The organism is Algoriphagus yeomjeoni (assembly GCF_049821175.1).
In the GTDB taxonomy this organism is placed as follows: Bacteria; Bacteroidota; Bacteroidia; order Cytophagales; family Cyclobacteriaceae; genus Algoriphagus; species Algoriphagus yeomjeoni_A.
This window is the reverse complement of record NZ_CP187512.1, coordinates 4,527,425-4,546,796: the sequence shown is the minus strand read 5'-3', so window position 1 is coordinate 4,546,796 and position 19,372 is coordinate 4,527,425. Positions and strand designations below refer to the sequence as shown.

Below are 19,372 nucleotides of genomic sequence, written 5' to 3'. Positions count from 1 at the left end.
ATATAATTAGGCTTTTACCGGCTCCATTTTGGGAGAATTCCCCAATACGTAGAGCATTTTAAAATGGTCCAATACAGCCATCAAAAAATGAGGTTTTGAATAATAAGGCACATTGAATTCTTCCGCCGTAGCCTTTACAATTGGTGCTATTTCCTTATAGTGCACATGGCAAATATCTGGAAACAAATGATGTTCAACTTGAAAATTGAGACCACCAACAAACCAAAACAAGATTTTTGATTTGGGTGCAAAATTGCAGGTGGTAGCCAATTGATGCAGAATTCTCTCTCCTTCTACTACACCATCAGTATCAGCCTTCGGAAAATCCACAACCTCCACAATATGTGCAATTTGGAATACCATAGTAATCACAAAGCCTGTCACAAAATGCATCATAATGAATGCTAGAATAATTAATCCAACGGAGAATGATGTGAAAATGATAGGCAAACCTATGACTACGAAGAAGTAAGCTAGTTTTAAGAAAACCAATTTTAGTATTCCTTTTCTGTAAGCTTTCTCTCCGCCCTTCACCAGTCCTTTGTTATAATATCTGGTGAATCTGATGAAGTCTTTTGCCGTTACCCACGAAATCGTAGAAAGTGAGTAAAAGAACCATGCGTACAAATGTTGGTATTTGTGCAGGTTATTTTTTTCTGCATTTGGCGAAAACCTCAAAAAGAATGGCGCATTGATATCGTCATCATGCTCATCAATATTGGTAAAGCTATGATGAAGTACATTGTGTTGCAAATGCCAAACCATAGAACTCGCGCCTACCATATCAAGTGTATAGCCGATCCAAGTGTTAGTTTTCTTATTTTTAGAGTAGGAACCGTGAATAGCATCATGCATAACACCCATACCTACGCCAGCCATACCAATAGCAGAACATAAATAACAAGCAAATAATTGGAATGTAGTGGTAGCTACGCCGGTGATCACAAGAGAAATCGGCACGACATACAGGGAAAGCAAGATGATGGACTTAATAACCATCTCCGAGTTTCCGTATTTCGACTTGTTCGTGGACGTGAAATGTCCATAAACTCGCTTTCTTAGTGTTTGGGAGAATTCAGATAATTCTGATTCTGAGAACCTTACTGTCTTAATGGCACTGAAATTAAATTATAAATACTATTGTTTCCCGTGGGATTTACTCTGCAAGTTTTAATTCGAAAAATGAAATCAATCATTTTGGAATTAAAAAAGTAGAAAGATGAAGAATTAAAACCTTGCGAGGGGAAACTCCTGAATTTGCTACTTAAGCAGGTTGATTATCAACGCATACTTTATTTCAAGTAAAAAGGATATCCGTAGACAGCGCCTTTATGCGTACAAAGGTGAGTAGAAGAATTCGCATATCCTAATAACGTACAACTCTATCCTCAACAATTTGGCATTAAGTAACAAATATGTCACTAAAAATGCAAATAGACCGTTCTGATTATTTCCATCTCCAGTTAATTATACCATTTATATGGATCAACTGAACTTTATTATATATCTGTCTAGCTGTAAGCTCTTGATTTTTTAGTGCTTCTTTATTCATTACTAGCAATTGAAAATCTAGGCTTGAAATAGCTTTAGGAGAATATTTAACCCCAACATTAAGTTGCCGATAGGATGGCATGTTGTATTTATTTTCAGCAGGAGCATTTAATGGAGGTAGCCAATGGAATCCCAAATGAGCAAATGCTCTTAAAGTTGTACTAGGAAAAGTATACTCGGCAAATGTCGTAAGTGCATCTAAGGAGCTAAAACCTTCATTCCTTTCTCGAGGAATAAAGGTGTACCAAGCATCTTTCCCCCACTCTCTTGGACTATGCCAAATCCCTTTACCTCCTGTGTTGGTATAATTCAAATTCAGATTCCAAGTAGAATTTTTAAGGGCAAGCCGAGTAGAAATCGCCCAATTTCTGTCTTCTGGATCCTTGTATTGGAAAATAGGATTTTCATTCCCCCCATCTCCCAAACCAAACTGAAACCCTGCCTGAACTCCCCAAAGCCAAGTAATTCCATCCTGCTCATTTTCCCATCTTTTTTCTCCTTGAGCCCAAATGGTGTTAGAAATATTTTGAGCCAAGGTATTGGACACATTCATGCTAAATGATTCCCATTCTTTGGCCACTTCAGCTATAGCAAGCCAATCACTGGAGGTTTTTCCAACATATTGTGAAACTTTTCCAGTTGGATTTCTACCTACCGGAAATACTCCAATACTTTCTCCTACAGAAAGCCACTCACTTGTTCCACGCACACTCATCCTACTGATTCCCCAAGCAGAAAATTTCAATTGATCTTTTGTGGAAAACCAGGCATTCGCTCCTTCAATCCCGGTGGGAGATAGCCTGCCGTCTTGCCCGTTGATCCAATCTGTTTCGATTGCCATTCGGCCTACAGTAATTCCCCAGTTAGCATTTGAGTAGCCTAAAGAAAACTTCTCTAGTTTACCAAAAAAACGATCTTTCGGATTTAGCAAATCAAATAAGCCAACTTCATATCGATTCCCACCACCGCTGACTGGATCGGAGGCTGCAAGGTTGCTACTCCATAGATTTGCAAAGACTCTATAGCCAACACGAAACTCCCAGTGATTAGCAAAGTTGAGCTTTCCCCCAAGATTCAAACTTGAACCTAGAGCATAGTCATCTTTGAACTCGCCAGGATAGGAAGTATTCATCCAGAACATTCTAAAATGAACCTCTGGATTCACAGCCAGCTTTCTCTCAGACTGCTGTGCTAAAGTTAGAAAAGGGATAAAGTAGAGAAACCCTAAAAGGAATTTTCTCATTTTTTCGCTGCTGCTTTTATTGCCTGAAATGGACCAAACTTGTGTTGCTCTTCTGAAAATCCATCAGCATATGGACCAAAAGGGTGATCTAAAGGTTTCTTAGAAATATCAGGCCAATCATTCGGGAAATCTCGTTTTGGCCTATCTAAACTATTCACATAAGCAGCCACATCCCATGCTTCCTCATCTGAGAGTATTGGGTTCTCATAGGTTACGCCAAAAGGCATATTTGCTTTCACATAACCAGCAAATCTGGACATACGAAATAACCCTGCACCTTGATTGTAACTATACTCTCCCCAAAGAGGTGGATAAATATAGCCGCTACTATCAGGCTTCATTACTCCTTGACCATCGATCATGTGACAGGTCACGCATTGTCTTTCGTAAATAGTTTTTCCTTTAATTGGGTCCGCAGCTCGTTGGAGCAAAGGAACTTCATATATTCCAGCACCTTTTGGCTTCTCTCCTTTTGGCACATCTTTCCCTAGCCAATCCATATAAGCTACCATAGCTATCATTTCCTTACTATCGTTTGCCAAAACCTCCCCATTCAAGCTTCGCTGAAAACAGCCGTTAATTCTCAACTGGATATCTTCAGATTTCCCTGATCTGCCTCTCACTTTTGGATAGGTACTTTTTGCAGCTGAATAATTATTTCCCAATGGGACTGTACCAGCTTGCAAATGGCAATTCTGACAATTTAATCCGTTCGAAATCTTTCGCACTTTTCCATTGGGCCCAAGATATTCAGATGTATTTGCTATCAATTCTCTACCATACTTAATATCGTCCGCATTCGGTTCGGTATCTACCGTACCCCAATCTGGCGCTGCCCACATCCCAACTGGATCCATCAATGCATTAGACTTGGGTTCTGCTGTAGCAGGTAAAGCCTCGGACAATTGCACCTGAGTGGGTTGCAAACCAACATGATCAAAATACAATATTCCTACAACTAGCCCTATAAGAAGCACCACAGTCCCGAGTAGCCCAGCGATTAGAGGAAAAAGTTTTAGTAAAGGTTTGGACGTCTGATTCATATTTTGTGTGATCAAGCTACAAAAATGAAGTTAATCATCCACGAAGCATGTGACGAAGATCACGTTGGCTATTCAAAAAACAATAATTCTTTGTCAAATTCAGTATTCTCATTTGGCTTCAGCCAAAAACACTTGCTTATCACCAATAGTCCCAAGTACCAGGTAATGATTCTGCTGTTTATATAAATGAATATCCAACTCGTCTCCCAACACACATTCTGCTAGATAGTTGATTAAAAAAGGCAGCGTATGACAACCATTTTCCCTAAGGACATTCTCGACCCATTGCACATAGCTCGTATTATTCACGTGATTGTTCAGATCAAGATCGGAGTGCCTAACCTTCAACTTCTCAGATTTTAGTAATACTCCCTTTAATTTGATTTTTTCAGGTTGCCAAGCTGGCTTTTCTTTTGGGTCAAAAAGCTCTGCAGGCAATGCATTTTCTGGCCTGAAAATCCGTTTTGTCACCACATTCATCAGAACCCAAGAACTCATTGCATGGGCAAGGATATCTCCGGAAGGATTGGTAATTAGAAATTCCCGAAAAGCAAAAAGCTTATCTACGCCTCTTCCTGCGGTATAGACCTTAATCGAATCTCCCCAAGAAGGCAAATTCTCACATTTGATTTCTATTCGTGAAAGAATCCATGAGAGATTCTGGTCTTGCAAGTTCCTTCCAAAATCAGCTGAATCAGCATGCCTCCAGGCTATTTCCTGAAATAAATTAGATAATGCCGTCAAGCTCAATTTCCCTTCTGGATCTACCTGATAAGATCGAACCTCAAAATCTTTTTGAAACTGAAAAGAAAGCTTTAAATTCATTTAGCTCGATTTGGTGAGGATTTGATTGGAATAAGAAAGACTGCTTTTCTGATACTTGAAAGTACAGTAATTCCCAATCCTGCTAAAGCTATTAATCCAAAAGAGACTTTCAAATTAAATAGTTCAGCAATAAATCCAATCATTGGAGGACCAAGCAAAAACCCAAAAAATGAAATAGTGGATACCAAAGCCAAAGCAACGCTAGGAGTATAGAGCTTAGATCTGCCAGCAATACTATATGATAGCGGAATGATAGACGCTACTCCAAGTCCAACCAGTAAAAATCCGATCGTTGCCATTAGTACAGTAGGGAAAATTACAGCTAAACTTAATCCTATAAATATCAATACACCACTAACTTGAATCACCTCCACTTTGGTATATCTGGCGGCAACTTTATCAGTTACAAACCTTCCTGCTGCCATAGTCCCCATGAAAGCAACATATCCTAAAGCTATTAATGAAGGATCTGATTGAATTACTTTTTTAAAATACACCCCGGACCAATCAAACATACAGCCCTCGGCCATCATTCCCAGAAAAGCAATCAAGCTTATTCGCATCAACAGTGCATCTGGCTTTTTCAACACCAAACCGCCTCCACTTTCTGAGACTTTTTTGTCTTTAATGATATAACGCTGAGCAGAAAGAATAATGGTAATAGAAATCACCATCACCACCCCATAATGCTGCGCAGGTGACAATCCTAAAAATATCATCAAGGCACCTAAGCCAGCACCAGAAAAACCTGCCAAACTCCATAGACCATGGAAGGAGGCTAGAATACTTTTACCCATTTCATCCTCCAATCCCAATGCCTGGGTATTCAAAGAGATATTCATCACATTACCCAGCATTCCATATAGAATCAACACTGGAATCAACAACCATGTAGTCGGCGCCAAGCCAATCAAAGGTAATGTCATCGCGTATGCAAAAGCCCCAAACATAACCACAGTACGGCTCCCAAACTGATGTACAGCCCAGCCGGCGATAGGCAAACCAATAACAGAACCAAGTGGCAAAAAGAGTAACAACGTCCCAAGCTGCCCTTCTGAAAGATCAAACTTGGATTGAATATCTGGAATTCTAGCTGCCCATGAAGCAAAGCAAAGACCTACGAAAAAGAAAAATGCCCCTAGGGCAACTCGTCTTTTGGAGAGTGTGTTCATCAAATAGTTGGGTTTAAGAGGCTCACAAAAGTACAGAACATTACTGCAAATTCATGGTCAATCACGAACATTGCATTGACAAACCAGTTATCATAACCTCATTCATCTTATTAGCAAACCCATGGAATTGGTCATAGCAGGAGCCGTAATCGTTACCGCAATTTTTATTGTGCGCTTTATTATCAAAAAAGTTTTTGACTAAAAAAACCACTCTCTATTCAGAAAGTGGTCTGTTAATCGCATTATTTGAATCATCTGCTAATTAATTGGGAAGCTTATCGGAGAATTTCCCATATACCCAAGTGCCTGCGATGGCGGAAAGTAAGGTTATAATAATTACTGTAAACCCACTCCCTATTTGTGCAAATAGTGGACCTGGGCAAGCTCCAGTAATCGCCCATCCTAATCCGAATATAAACCCACCGTAAATCTGACCTTTTCGGAATTCTTTCTTAGGGATCTTGATCTCCTCTCCAGCAATAGATTTGATTTTTAATCGCTTGATCAATTGGATGGAAATAATTCCTGTCACTATCGCTGATCCAATCACTCCGTACATGTGAAATGAATCTAACCGAAACATTTCCTGTATTCTAAACCATGAGATAATCTCTGCTTTCACAAACACGATTCCGAACAAAATCCCGAGAATCAAATATTTCAGTAAAGCCAAACCTTTTTCCTCTGTCGGCTGTGAATTAGGAGCATCACAAACTGCTTCTTGTATATTTTTTTCAATAACTTTCATTTTCAATAAATTAAAATCCTACCAATTTCATTAAAGGGCCTAAAAATACCAGAGTCATCAAAAAACCTCCCAACATAAAGAAAATGGTCGCTACTAAAGATGGCCATTGGAGAGAACTGATCCCCATGATTGCATGACCAGAGGTACAGCCTCCAGCATAGCGAGTTCCAAAACCAACCAGAAATCCACCTAAAACGAAAAAAACCAATCCTTTTGCTGTAAATAGGTTTTCCCAAGAGAAAATATCAGATGGCATCAAGCCAGAGAAATCAGTGATTCCCAAGTAGGCCAGATCAGCCTGCGTTTTGGAAGCTATGACGATTTCATCAGGATTAGAAATGAAAGTGGTAGCTACAAAGCCTCCAATCAAAACCCCTAGGACAAATACCAGATTCCACATTTCCTTTCTCCAGTTGTAATTGAAAAATGGAATGCCTGCCGGAATGCAAATCGCACAGGCATGACGAAGTGATGAAGAGATTCCAAAGCTCTTATTTCCCAAAATGAGTAGAGCCGGGACAGTAAGTCCAATCATAGGACCTGCCACATACCAAGGCCACGGTTGGCTAATCCAGTCAATAATTTGATTCATTTGAATATTAATTGGGTGATATAATTTAAAGCTATTTTAAAGCTTGAATGTTGAACCAAGTGGTCTGTGAGGACACAGACCACGGTTGAGAGTACATATTCTTGACTCTTGATTCAGGGCTCTAGAATCTAATGTCTTACGTCTTCCTACTACAATAACGTAGTTGGGCAAACATAATCGGTTACCTTGAACTTCTCAGAATCTTTGATATCCTTGAACCCACCTTTGACATCGATGAGATTATCATAACCTCTAGCTCTCAGAATAGAGTTGAAGACCATTGATCTATACCCACCTGCACAGTGCACGAAGTAGGTTTTGTTTTTATCGATTTTCTGCATACTCTCGTTGATATAATCGAGTGGTGCATTTTCTGCATTCTCCACGTGCTCGGAAAGAAATTCGCTATTCTTTCTCACATCTAGAATATTGATTTCAGCATTTTCTACCTGTCTTTGCGCGAGCTCTTCAGCGCTTATCGACTCTATTTGATCGATTTCTTGACCTGCTTTTTTCCAAGCTTCAATTCCACCATTCAAATATCCGATCGCATAATCGTATCCTACTCTAGCCAATCGGGTGATTACCTCTTCTTCTCTTCCTTCATCCGCAACTACTAAGATTTCTTGCTTCAAGTCCGGTATCATTGCACCAACCCAAACCGCAAAACTTCCGTCAATTCCAATATTAACTGAGTTTGGAACAAATCCTTTTGCAAAAACCTGAGGAGCTCTAGTATCCAGAATCAATGCTCCGGTCTCATTTGCGGCAGCTTCAAATTCTGAAGGAGTCAAAGGCCTTACTCCTCTTTCTAAAACTGCATCAATGCTGTCATAACCTTCGATGTTCATCATTACGTTCTGCGGGAAGTATGCAGGAGGCGGAGTCAATCCAGTTATCAATTCCTTGATAAATTCCTCTTTGGTCATATCCTGAAGTGCATAATTGGTTTTCTTCTGATTACCTAAGGTATCTGACGTTTCCTTGCTCATATTTTTACCACAGGCAGATCCTGCACCATGCGCTGGATAGACGATTAAGTCATCTGGAAGTGGCATTATCTTATTTCGAAGGGAATCGTACATATGCCCAGCTAAGATGTCCTGAGTCAAATCTGCTACTACTTTCTGCGCTAAGTCAGGTCTTCCCACATCTCCTATAAATAAAGTATCTCCAGTAAATATTGCCTCAGGATTTCCTTCTTCGTTGAATAACAAGTAACAAGAACTCTCCATGGTATGCCCAGGAGTGTGAAGCACCTTTATCTTAGCCTTCCCGATTTTGAACTCCTGACCATCTTCAGCAACAATTGCATCAAAGCCCATTTTCATAGTCGTAGGTCCATATACTATGGGAGCGCCTGTTTTTGCCGAAAGATCTTGGTGACCTGACACGAAATCAGCGTGGAAGTGTGTTTCAAACACATATTTGATCTTAGCATTTCTTCGCTCAGCTTTCTCTATGTAAGGCTGAACTTCTCTAAGCGGGTCAATTACCGCCGCTTCACCATCTGACTCAATGTAGTACGCACCTTGAGCAAGACATCCAGTATATATTTGTTCGATTTTCATATATCTTCTTTTATAATTTTTCTAATTGATAAACAAAAGTAGCCCTTTGCCCCTATGAGGAGAATGACTTTTGTCACACAGTAATCAAACAGTCTCTTTAATGTTACTATTTAAAGTATTGATAAGCTGATGTGTAGGAACAACACCAGACTCTCTCCAAAGAATTTTTCCTTTTTGGAAGAGAATCAAAGTAGGCACACCGCGAACTTGAAATTTGCTAGCTGCTAATTGATTCTTATCTACATCTACTTTTAGAATCTTCACTTTACTGCCTAATTGCTTGGCCGCATCCTCTAAAATAGGCTGCATCATTTTACACGGACCACACCAAGTGGCAAAGAAATCCACCAATACTGCTTGGTCTCCGTCTATCAGTTCTTGAAATGTTTTGGCTTGTGTACTCATGGTTTCTATTTATTTGACACAACAAAAGTAGAAGCAAAATCAGTTCAGAACGGTAATTAATATCACATAGGCATGAAATGGTAAAGCCGTTCCTGTTTTAAAATACCTTAATTCACCTTAATTGGCATTTATTTTTTTTATTTTCGCCAGTCAAATTCTACTTATTAAATGCTCAATTACAAGCAAATCAACAATCTGACCGGTTGGGTCGTTTTTGCGGTAGCTACTTTAGTTTACGTGCTTACTGTCGAACAAACTGCAAGTTTCTGGGATCCAGGAGAGTTCATAGCGGTAGCCTACAAGTTGCAAGTTCCACACCCTCCAGGAGCTCCATTTTTCCTACTAGTTTATAGAATGTTCAGCTTCTTTGCCTTCGGAGATCCTTTACAGGTAGCTTATTGGATGAATATAGGAAGTGCACTGTTCTCAAGTTTCTCCATCTTGTTCCTTTTTTGGTCTATCACTTTATTTGGAAAAAGACTTTTCAAAGTAGTTGAAGGTCAGGAAAGCAAAGGCGAAACAATCACTTTGATGGGTGCTGGAATAGTAGGGGCATTGGTTTATACTTTCTCAGACAGCTTCTGGTTTTCTGCGGTTGAGTCCGAGGTATATGCCATGTCATCCTTTTTTACAGCCATAGTGATTTGGGCATTCCTGAAGTGGGACGTGATCAAAGACCCTCGTGAGGAGAACAAATGGATGATTTTCATCGCCTATTTGGTTGGTCTTTCTATTGGTGTTCACTTACTGAACTTGGTGACTTTGCCAGCTCTGGCTCTCATCTACTATTTCAAAAAGTACGAAAACCCGACTTTAAAAGGAGGCCTTTTCGCAATGTTCCTCGGTGGTGTTGCCCTAATTATCATTAACAATCTCATTATCCCAGGCCTTCCAAGTTTGGCTGGTTCCATGGAAATTTTCTTTGTAAACAGCATTGGATTGCCTTTTGGGTCAGGAATCGTTGTATTTATGATTCTGTTTTTTGTTGCTGTATTTTATGCCTACAGATATTCTCGGAAGAAAGGGAATGCGATCCTAAACACAGCTCTTCTATCCTTCATTTTCATTTTGATTGGCTATGCGAGTTATGCGCTAATCGTAGTACGTGCCAATCAAGACCCTATTATCAACGAAAATGCCCCAAAAGATATCATTAGCTACGTTTCTTATTTGAAACGTGAGCAGTATGGCTACAGACCTTTGCTGCATGGGCAGTATTTCACCGCGCAATTAGTAGCTCAAGAAGAAGGTGCTCCTGTTTACATGAAGGGCAAGGATAAATACGAGATTGTAGATTATTCCTTGGTCAATACTTACGACCCTACGAAGACAACTATTCTGCCTCGAATTTATTCTACTCAGGAAAGCCACAAAAGACTTTACCGCCAAAAACTTGGATTACGAGAAGGTCAAGAGCCTTCTTTCGGAGACAACATTTATTTCATGTTCTCTCATCAGCTAGGGCATATGTACTGGCGATATTTTATGTGGAATTTCTCAGGAAGAGAATCAGACTTTGGCGATGCGCCATGGATAGGAATTACGGATGCTTTCAAAGATTATCCCGATTATATCACCGATAACAAAGGGCACAATAATTACCTGATGCTTCCACTTTTGCTGGGAATAATTGGCTTGTTTTTTCAAGCTAAAGTTGATCCGAAATCCTTCTATGTTAACCTGATGCTTTTCCTAATGATGGGTGTGGTATTGGTTCTTTACCTGAACTCCCCACCAGTGGAGCCTAGAGAGCGGGATTACATCTACGTTGGTAGCTTCTATGCATTCGCAATTTGGATAGGACTTGGCACCATGGCCATAGCACATATGATTGGTCGTGCTACCAAAAACCTAGCAACAGCAGGAATCATAGCGACTTTGCTTACCCTTCCTGTTGCTGGCCTAATGGGAGCTCAAAACTGGAATGATCACAATAGAAGAGATAGGTATTTCTCTGTTGACTCTGCTAGAAACTTCCTCGCATCCTGTGCGCCAAATGCGATTCTTTTCACAGGTGGAGATAACGACACATTCCCGCTTTGGTATGTGCAGGAAGTAGAAGGATTCCGCACCGACGTGAGAGTTATTGTCTTGAGTTATTTCGATACGGATTGGTATGTGGAGCAAATGACAAGACCTGTGAATGAGTCTGAAGCTTTGCCATTCAGTCTAGATCCTAACCGATATCAAAAAGGTACGAATGATGTGCTTTACGTGATGGAAAGAGAGAATCTAAATGCGATCTCTGCAAAGGAATATCTGAAGCTTTTGAATTCAGGATCTGATCTTTTGAAGATGGAAACTGGCGGCAAATCTGTTGCAAACATGGTTCCTTCCAGAAACTTGATTATGGAAGTAGATAGCGCATCAGTCGCTAATAAGGACATCATCCCTGAGGAATTTGCGCCGCTTTTTGCGCCGCAAATGAATCTTCAAATCACTGGAAACTATGTCACCAAAGGCACTTTGATGCTAATTGATCTGATTGTATCCAATAATTGGGAAAGACCGATCTACTTTAACAATACTTCCCTTGCTACTATTGGAATCAACGTACAAGATCACGTCGTGATGGAAGGGTTGACTTATCGCTTACTTCCTGTGAGAAAGCCTGAATACATTCGCGAAGAGTTGGTAAATGCTGATTTGGCTTATGAAAACTACATGACCAAGTTTTCTTTCCGGGGCATGAACAATCCTGATGCTTACCTGGACGAGGAATACAGAAGATTTGCTTCGAATCATAGAAGCGCATTGAACAGCATTGTCATTGCGCTGTTAGATGAAGGTGATATGGAAAAAGCAGCTACTCTTCTAAACTACGGATTGGAAGTAATGCCGAATGAAGCAATTCCTTATGACCTGTCTAGCGGACAGTCCGTACCACTTTTCTTTGAGGTAGGTGAAGATGAAAAAGCGCTAGATATAATAAACGAGGTTTCGAAGAAATCCCTGGATATGATCGAGTTCTACACAGAGGAAAACAGAGAATATGACAGAGAAATGATGATATCAATCGAGATGATTCGCTATTTCATTCCACTTTTGGAAGAAAGAGGTTATCAGGAAAAAGCTCAGGAGCTAAAGCTTAGAATGGAACAATTCCTAGGGCCTCAACAAGGTGGAGGTAGCGCTTTGGATAGGAGATAAAAACAAATAATTCTATAGTAAAGGGATTCGAAGATGATTCGAATCCCTTTTTTATTTATAACCTTGAAAAGCACAGATTATGTTAGGCTGAGCGAATTCGAAGCCTTTCCAAGTCAGACTTAATTATTTTTTCATCCCAAATTGAACGCAAAGGTTTTCACCACATAGCCACATAGATTTCATAGGAATCTGTACCAAAATTGACTTGCCAAGCTATGATTCCTATGTGACTATGTTGTTTATTATTGACAAATTGCTTTCCAGATAAAACGTTATTTATTGAATATTGCTTTATTTATAAAGCAATATTCAATTCTTTTTGATCTATTGATTAAGGAAAATGGCGTAGTACACCAGATTAAGACATAAGGATTTACTAGAAAAAATGGGCAACCCGAGAATTGAATCTCCTAATATCAGGCATCAATTAGAGTTAGAAAAATCTAGAAACCTCAAAAAGTAGCAGCTGCGTCCTCTGCGAATCCCGATAGCTACCGGGACTCAGCGAACTTTGTGGTTTACACCCTCAAATAAACCGCTTTACTACCCAAAAAATAATCGCCAGCAAAAATACGACAATCGAGATCTTATTGATGCCATGCATCATGCGAAGGTTATAATTAGACTTCTGGTTTGGATCTGGCTTTTGGAAAACCCGCAGGAAATAATTTCCAAAATCACCGAACTTAAAGAAATCTTTGACTTTATTGTTATCAGACATGGATTCAGTTTTTATTGTAAACAGGTAGAGTTGGGAAATGGTTTGGCTTAACTTTTACTACCCTTCAAGGTTTTGAAAACCTCGAAGGGTTTCCCGAAAATTAAATCACTTCCGGCTCATTCCACATTCCATCTTCCTTGATAATTTCTATCAATTTATCGACAGCTTTCTCAGAAGGCACAGACCGCTTCATCACTTCCTTACCTTTGTAAAGAGTGATTTTTCCTTTTCCAGATCCTACATACCCATAATCGGCATCTGCCATTTCCCCAGGACCATTCACGATGCAACCCATAATCCCGATCTTCACACCTTTGAGGTGATCGGTTCGCTTACGGATCATCGCAGTAGTTTCTTGCAAATCAAATAAGGTTCTTCCACAAGATGGACAGGAAATGTATTCTGTCTTAGACATTCGAGTTCTGGCAGCTTGAAGCACTCCAAAACCTACAGAATTATGCAATTTGATTTGTGCTAACACTTCCTCGCGGGAATGTTCTTTCTCCTTTTCCAGGGAAATAAAGATTCCATCTCCAAGGCCATCAATCAACAATCCTCCAACATCAGTAGCTGCATAAAGCATTGTTTCATCCTGAGATTGATCTGGATAGCTTACTTTGACGATCACAGGAATCTCGGATTTCGCTTCGAGTAAACTTACAAGAGCCCGTCTCAAAGCAGGCATGGCGTGTTTATTCTCTGTTTTCAAGATCAGAACGGTGTCGCTTCTATCCGAAGTCAGCGCTATGCCTTCAGCAATTTGGGTGTCATTGATTTCCAGGAAATTCAATTCAGCATGAAATTTCTCAGCAGTATTGAAACTCACCAAATCGTAAAGAGGGAATTTGTTTTGCTGGTCAGAACCAGTAGTCCAAATCGCAGCATCCTGGATTTCCTTCATACCATTTGGCAACATAAAAGGAATTGGATTGGCGCCAGAATAAACAAAGTCACAACCCTGATCATTCATTTTCCACTTATCCAATTCGGGTAAATAGAAATGACCAACTGACTTCATTTCCTTCTCAGTAATCTTCTCTACCTTAGAAATATCCGTGATTACTCGAGGTACATTTTGTCCTCCAAAGTTGTAAATTTCAGCACTGTGGCGTTTGAAATGCTCGTAAGGATTGACTGGGTAATTTTCAATTGGCTTAATTTCAGCATGCCCGGCCCTATGAGCGTAGCGATCAATTAATGCCTTAGCAACCGGCGCTTCAAATTCAGGATCTTCTGTCAAGGAAACACGGACTGTATCTCCCAAGCCATCTTCAAGCAAAGTCCCTATTCCAACTGCCGATTTGATTCTGCCGTCTTCCGCTTCTCCCGCTTCTGTCACTCCAAGGTGAAGGGGATATGGTTTAAACCCACCTTTGTCCAATTTCTCGACCAACAATCGATATGCCTGAACCATCACTTGGGTATTGGAAGACTTCATTGATATCACGATATCAAAGTAATTCTCATCCTCACAAATCCTCAAAAACTCCAGTGCCGATTCCACCATTCCCAGCGGAGTATCGCCATATCTGCTCATGATTCGGTCAGAAAGAGAACCGTGATTGGTCCCAATTCTCATGGCTGTGCCGTGTTCCTTACAGATTTTCACCAAAGGCAAAAACCGCTCGCGAATACGATCCAACTCTTCCTGATACGTTTCATCGGTATATTCTAAAACTTCAAATTTTTTCTTATCCGCATAATTCCCGGGGTTAACCCGCACTTTTTCTACGATCCTAGCAGCCACTTCTGCTGCATTTGGAGTAAAGTGGATATCAGCAACTAGCGGTGTATTGTAACCTCTTTTGCGAAGCCCTTCCTTAATGTGCTTCAAGTTTTCCGCTTCCTTGATACTTGGAGCAGTGATTCTCACCAGTTCACACCCAGCCTCGATCATCCGTATACTTTGCTCGATCGAGCCTTCGGTATCCATGGTATCCACAGTAGTCATGGATTGTACCACGATAGGATTATCCCCGCCGATGATTACGTCGCCGATTTTCACAGGGATAGTTTTTCTCCTCGAGTAACTAATCAGGCTATCGCAATACAGCTGATCTAAAGATTTAATATTTGTATCCATGGGGTTTATATATCTCCTAATTGAGGTCGGATTACTAGTTCTTCAACAACAGACTGCGGTGAAAGGTTATATGCTGCCCAAACACTTTCGGCAACATCTTCAGCTTTCATAAATCTTTCGATCGGCAAATCAACACCTTCCCAACTCGAAGTGTAAGTTGCACCGGCCAGAATAGAAGTCACCTTAATCTGATGCGGTTTTAATTCTTCGCGAAGGCATTTGGTCATTCCAAGCATCGCCCATTTTGAAACTGCATAGGTTCCGCCATTTGGATAGGCAGTCAATCCAGCAACGGAACCCATGGTAAAAATATGTCCTGATTTCCTATCGATCATTTCATTGACAAAACCACGGGTTAGGTAGTAAGCAGAATACAAATTGGTTTGCATCATCAATTCAAAATTCCCTTCTGGCTCATTGTGAATTGCCCCTGGCAAAAAGACTCCGGTATTATTTACCAAGACATCAGGTATTGCTTCCGACTTTATTTCATTCACAAATTTGGAAACCTCTTTTTTCTCTGAAAGGTCGGCCTGAATCGCCAACACTTTAATCGAAGGATAATTTGCTTCCAAACTAGCTTTTAACTCAGCTAAGTCAGATTCATTTCTCGCACAGGTGAAAATATCAAAACCTTCTGCTGCAAAGCGCTCGATGATCGCTCTTCCTATTCCTTTGGTGCCTCCGGTGACGAGGATGCTTTTGCTCATTTGTTTCGTAGTTTAATAGTTAGTGTGACAACTATCTTACATCAGCAAAGTTACATTTTTTTATCAAAACAGTGCTGAAACTTGCATTCTCCCTACATGTACGATTCTATCCAATCCCTGCGAATTCCTACCTTCATACACTAGATTCAGCTGTAGCCCTTCCCCTATTTTCTGAAGCCAATTCAAATTCCAAGTCACATTTGTTCCTGCCGTCAGCGCTTGGAGCATTTCATAGCCCACAGGAGAGTTTGCCACACCATTGTAATCGATTTGAATCAACTTGAGATTTCCAGTGAGTGTGGTTTTTACTGCCTGCGCAAAACGAAGATCTAGCCCTAATTGATGCAATTGGGCTTTTTCCTTGAATTCAACGTTTGCAGTATTGACTTTTCCAGTGAAAGAATAACTCGCAGTAGTCCTAAAATATGGTGTAGGTTGCCAAGAAAATTCAGGTCCTATTTGATTTTGGGAGATGGTGTAATTTCGATTGTCCAAAAAGTCAGAAGCGGAAAGCCTAGTTCCTGTTCCTGCCAAAATCCTCAAAGTAGTCTGTCCATTGAAATTATATCTAGTATTCAATTTCCAATCTTTTTGGATTAAATCTTCAAATCCTCCTGAAAGCAATTGCTTAAACTGGGAATCGAAATACGACAAATCAAATCCATAACTGGCGGAAGCTCGGTTGAAGAAAAAACTAGACCGGATCACCTGCCTAAGTGATAAAATATCTTCCCGATCCACTCCGCCAACAAAAGGATTGATCCGATCTACAAAGTCGTCAGAAGTCACTTTTTTTTCCACGCTCAGGCTTGTTGTATTGGAGAACTTGTGCAGAAATGTTCGCACCCCACCTGATTCCTTCCAAGATTCCGGGAATTTAGCCTGAATCCGATAATTCAAAATACTGGTGTATGCCTGAATGTAAGTATCTGTAGGCACAAAGATCTTGATGTACTGATTTTCCTCTGGGTTAATTGCTAAATAAAACTCATTCAGCTGCTGCACTCCATCACCATTGTCATCACGCCAAGTATGCGTTCCATCACCATTTGGTGCTGGCAAAAACACAAACTCCCGTTGCAATTCTCGTCCATTGCCAATCGCATAGCTGATTTCATTTCTAATGAGATTTTTCCCCAAACTACCTTGATAGTCAAGCTTGCCCATCACATTGAGTTCAGACTGCAGATCGTGCTGCAAATATTCCAGCTCCCGATACGTGAAAGTACTACTCAAACTATGCTGCGTCCATTGCTTTCTGAACGTAAAATTGGACGTAAAAGCTCTTGTATCATTGAGCAATTCTCCCGCCATTGGGGCTTTATCTTCACGCCAAGCTGCATCTGCTAAAAAAGCATAACTCAACGAATCGTTGCTACGCAAATAAATAAGATGCTGCTTAAAGTTCATTGCAGTACTAACCACCGAATCCGTTTCTGCACTTCTCAAAGCATTTTGGTCCAATGAAAACTGATAGCCAGGCACAATAATTTTGGAATTATAACTCACATCACCCAAATACCTCGTCCAGTCAGATTTCAATGAATCCTGAGTTGAATTTAAGCGAAAGAACTCTTGCCTAAGCCGAATTTTGGAGCCTAACTGAAGGTTCCAATTTGCAGTATGCTGCGTTCCATTTAGTACGTTTTGCCTGTTCCTCAGGTAAAAAAGGTAATCGAAGTGATTTAGCGCATCTTTTTCAAAACCAATCCCTGCGCGGAAAAACTGCTCGGATGCTGCATTTTGCAAAGTTTGCTGGCTCAGTCCCCAATCCCGGTCAAACTCTATGTATCTGAATCGATCGATGAAATTGAAATTAGTGGAATTGTATTCGTATTCGGTCTGCCCCTTCATTGTGTAGCCTTTGAAAAGTGAGGATTCCCGACCTTCAGATTGCAAGCCTACCTTCACTCCCAGCCCCTGATTATTTTCATCATCTAATTCAGAAAAAAGGTTTTTATCTACCGAAGAAAGCGCCAATTCCGTATAAACATTCTCATGTTCATTTAGCTTAATTCTGCTGCCCGCAGTCACCATTCGCTTGCTATCAGGGAGCGGTAATTGGGACAAAATCGAATAATCTCCCTGTGGCTGTCCATTTAATCGAGGGACATATTCATAGACTGTTCCATTTGACAATTGGCTGGAGCGACGATAATCTCCAAGTCCAGCACCCACTTGTGAAAAACCTAATTCGTAATGCGCCAACTCAGGTTCGTTGGAATATTCATAATACACAACTGGATTACCCAGATTATCAAACGCTGTGACCTTTTTGTATAAAATCCGATTCTGATCAAAAGCGACACTATCGATCCGAGGAGTTCTTGCCAATTCGGCACTATCGCCCACAGAAGCCAATAAGCCTAATTCCTGCTGGGAAAACTCTGTAAAAAGTGGCCTATTCCGATTGTCCTTTTCCTGATAATAATTCAAATAAACATCGACTTTCCCGTTGGTCTGAGTATGATTTGCTCCGATGATAGATCGGGAATAATTCCGCTCGGCATATTCAAAATCTACCCGAACACGGGAATACTGGGTGATGAGTACTTTCGGGGTAAAAGTGATTTCTGCCTGATTGTAATCAATCACATAGTCTTCATTGAAACCACGCTTGAGCTGTTTACCGTCGAGAAACACCTTTTCTGAATTCGCCATAATGATTACAAATCGCTCGTTATTTGGTCCGCTAACCCGATACGGTCCAAGTACTCCTTCCAAAATCGGAAGTAGAATTGAAGCAAATTTCCCTTTGGCAATGGAAGCAAAACCTTGAGAACTTGCAGACCACTTTTCACTCATTTTGTACTTGGAGGTGAATTGGAGCCCTTGTACATTTTTGTAATATCTTAAAAACTCAGACTCCCGCTGCTGCAAAACCACATCCCCGGCAGCCAAATTGAAGTCATCGTTATATAGCTCGATCAACACATTGTCAAAGTCCTGAATCTGCTGTGTGTTTCCTTCAGGTTGGAAAGGCACATTTTGATCAGTGATGCTTGCACGGATCTTTAAATTCTCAGAAATATCCCCTTCCAGCTGAAGGTTAAGTGCAGAGTTGACAAAGACATTTTGGGTATTCCCAAAGGAAATACCCCGCGTGAGACTTCCGGATTTATAAAGATTTGTCGTGGGAAATAGCTCCTCACGAAAGTCAAATGCAGGTAATTCTGCCATTCGATTATCTTTAAACTGAGCCATGGAATCGTAATCGACCAGTAAAGTCCGACGAGCAACTGGCTGATCAAAACGTATAGAAAAAGTCCGATAGCAAAGCAAAAGTGAGTCGGGCTTTGAGTCATTTTCAAAAAGCACTTGAAGCTTATTTGCACTGAGATCGTAATTGAACTTATAGGTCTTTCCTTCCTTATCTGCTAGTCTAATGGTTTCTTCTAACAGTGAAAGTGAATCTGGAACAGTAGGCACTATAAAATCTCCAGACTGTACCCATCGGCATTTTTCCTGAGCTTTTACAGATATAGCAAAGCCCAGCAATAATACCCAGATAAGAAGCCCAATAAGATTATTCACTCCGAAATGCCTTTTGATTGGAAG

14 protein-coding genes are annotated in these 19,372 nt (G+C 40.5%); 1 reads left to right on the top strand and 13 read right to left on the bottom strand.

Annotated elements, in window-relative coordinates:
* Nucleotides 1–6 precede the first annotated feature (6 nt).
* From ACPUEN_RS18785 to trxA, 9 genes are all read right to left on the bottom strand, one after another.
* Nucleotides 7–999, bottom strand: a complete 993-nt coding sequence (locus ACPUEN_RS18785) for a fatty acid desaturase family protein (RefSeq protein ID WP_425637457.1) — start codon at nt 997–999, stop codon at nt 7–9.
* A gap of 448 nt (nt 1,000–1,447) precedes the next feature.
* Nucleotides 1,448–2,794, bottom strand: a complete 1,347-nt coding sequence (locus tag ACPUEN_RS18780; protein ID WP_425637456.1) for a hypothetical protein — start codon at nt 2,792–2,794, stop codon at nt 1,448–1,450.
* Complete coding sequence (locus tag ACPUEN_RS18775; protein WP_425637454.1) at nt 2,791–3,837, bottom strand: c-type cytochrome; 1,047 nt, start codon at nt 3,835–3,837, stop codon at nt 2,791–2,793. Before ACPUEN_RS18775 ends, ACPUEN_RS18780 begins: the two co-directional genes overlap by 4 nt.
* 108 nt (nt 3,838–3,945) lie before the next feature.
* On the bottom strand, nt 3,946–4,662 hold the full coding sequence (locus ACPUEN_RS18770; RefSeq protein WP_425637453.1) for an acyl-[acyl-carrier-protein] thioesterase: 717 nt from the start codon (nt 4,660–4,662) through the stop codon (nt 3,946–3,948).
* A complete protein-coding gene (locus tag ACPUEN_RS18765; protein ID WP_425637452.1) occupies nt 4,659–5,834 on the bottom strand; it encodes an MFS transporter in 1,176 nt (391 codons plus the stop codon). Before ACPUEN_RS18765 ends, ACPUEN_RS18770 begins: the two co-directional genes overlap by 4 nt.
* A 262-nt stretch (nt 5,835–6,096) precedes the next feature.
* Complete coding sequence (locus ACPUEN_RS18760; RefSeq protein ID WP_425637450.1) at nt 6,097–6,582, bottom strand: DUF6691 family protein; 486 nt, start codon at nt 6,580–6,582, stop codon at nt 6,097–6,099.
* A 10-nt stretch (nt 6,583–6,592) separates the two neighbouring features.
* On the bottom strand, nt 6,593–7,174 hold the full coding sequence (locus ACPUEN_RS18755) for a YeeE/YedE family protein (protein WP_425637448.1): 582 nt from the start codon (nt 7,172–7,174) through the stop codon (nt 6,593–6,595).
* Nucleotides 7,175–7,323: 149 nt separating this feature from the next.
* Nucleotides 7,324–8,745 (bottom strand): MBL fold metallo-hydrolase, encoded by a 1,422-nt coding sequence (locus ACPUEN_RS18750; protein WP_425637447.1) that lies wholly within the window; start codon nt 8,743–8,745, stop codon nt 7,324–7,326.
* An 84-nt stretch (nt 8,746–8,829) separates the two neighbouring features.
* Nucleotides 8,830–9,150, bottom strand: coding sequence for a thioredoxin (gene trxA / locus ACPUEN_RS18745; RefSeq protein ID WP_425637446.1), 321 nt, complete (start codon nt 9,148–9,150; stop codon nt 8,830–8,832).
* Between the two features lie 168 nt (nt 9,151–9,318).
* Between trxA and ACPUEN_RS18740 the strand changes: the two genes are divergently transcribed.
* Nucleotides 9,319–12,300 carry a glycosyltransferase family 117 protein gene (locus ACPUEN_RS18740; protein WP_425637445.1) on the top strand — a complete coding sequence of 994 codons (2,982 nt, stop codon included), beginning with the start codon at nt 9,319–9,321 and terminating at the stop codon, nt 12,298–12,300.
* 526 nt (nt 12,301–12,826) lie between these two features.
* On the opposite strand, the gene ACPUEN_RS18735 is transcribed toward ACPUEN_RS18740, so the two are convergent.
* The 4 genes from ACPUEN_RS18735 to ACPUEN_RS18720 form a co-directional block, all read right to left on the bottom strand.
* Nucleotides 12,827–13,021: a DUF6728 family protein gene (locus ACPUEN_RS18735; RefSeq protein ID WP_111611570.1), complete on the bottom strand. Its 195-nt coding sequence runs from the start codon at nt 13,019–13,021 to the stop codon at nt 12,827–12,829.
* A gap of 100 nt (nt 13,022–13,121) precedes the next feature.
* A complete protein-coding gene (ispG, locus tag ACPUEN_RS18730; protein WP_425637444.1) occupies nt 13,122–15,104 on the bottom strand; it encodes a (E)-4-hydroxy-3-methylbut-2-enyl-diphosphate synthase in 1,983 nt (660 codons plus the stop codon).
* 5 nt (nt 15,105–15,109) lie between these two features.
* On the bottom strand, nt 15,110–15,814 hold the full coding sequence (locus ACPUEN_RS18725) for an SDR family oxidoreductase (RefSeq protein WP_425637443.1): 705 nt from the start codon (nt 15,812–15,814) through the stop codon (nt 15,110–15,112).
* 63 nt (nt 15,815–15,877) lie between these two features.
* The gene (locus ACPUEN_RS18720; protein ID WP_425637442.1) at nt 15,878–19,348 is read right to left on the bottom strand and encodes a hypothetical protein; all 3,471 of its coding nucleotides are present in this window, start codon (nt 19,346–19,348) and stop codon (nt 15,878–15,880) included.
* Nucleotides 19,349–19,372: the final 24 nt, after the last annotated feature.